This window comes from Chryseobacterium sp. CG10_8 (assembly GCF_058117085.1).
In genome coordinates this window covers 1-812 of record NZ_JBYVEB010000261.1, presented here as the reverse complement: position 1 = coordinate 812, position 812 = coordinate 1, and the positions used below count along the sequence as shown (strand labels likewise).

Sequence of the window (812 nt, the reverse complement as noted above, 5' to 3'; positions counted from 1 at the left end):
CGTTAGCTGTAATATTATGACCACTATTCCCCAAAAAATACTAATTAAAACATATCCAAATCCAATCTCTATTTTTTTTGGTATTGTTGGAGTGATTTTCTTTGGATTTATGGCATTTTTAACTTACAATTCTCAATTTACAGTGCAAAATAAAATTGACACTCAAACGGAAAAAATTATGTTTTACTCAATTTTAGCAATTTTTATATTTTTTTGTTTATGGAATTCGATATTAATTTTAAAGGTCAAAACTATAACATTGACTAATCAAAATTTAATCATAAATCTACCTTTATTATTGATTAGAAAAATTATACCATTAGATAATATTTCTAATATTGAAGAATCAGAATTTAATGTAAATCCTAAAGTTAAAAACTCAACTTACAATATTCATAATGGAAAAAAATGTCTCATAAAATTGAGCAATGGAAAGCAAATTAGATTTAATTCATTTGAAATTTCAAATTATGAAGAATTGTATAAAAAGCTTTTAATTGCTGTGAATAGAACAACAGAGAATTCAAATTCAATAAAAATAAAAAATGAAGGTTGGGGAATTTTATTAATGATTGCAATTATTTCATTTGGATTAGCAATATCAATTATTATTCAAAAATACTACAGCTAACAGTGTATTGCCAAAATGCGGGGTTGAAGTGAAAATTGAGAGATTCTGCATTTTTCGTCGCAATTGCTTTTTTGTTCCACATTTTTTTGTAATTTAGTTTCACAAAAAAGCAATTGCTAAAGTCAGGGAAAATTGAACTTTTGGTGTGTAAAAGCCCGCACTTCGGCAATACTTTTTCGTT

1 protein-coding gene is annotated in these 812 nt (G+C 25.6%); it reads left to right on the top strand.

Going from position 1 to position 812, the window contains the following annotated elements; translation table 11 throughout:
- Positions 1 to 631: hypothetical protein (locus AC4AGG_RS16635; RefSeq protein ID WP_489773142.1), on the top strand; the 631-nt coding region annotated here is incomplete at its 5' end.
- Positions 632 to 812 lie beyond the last annotated feature (181 nt).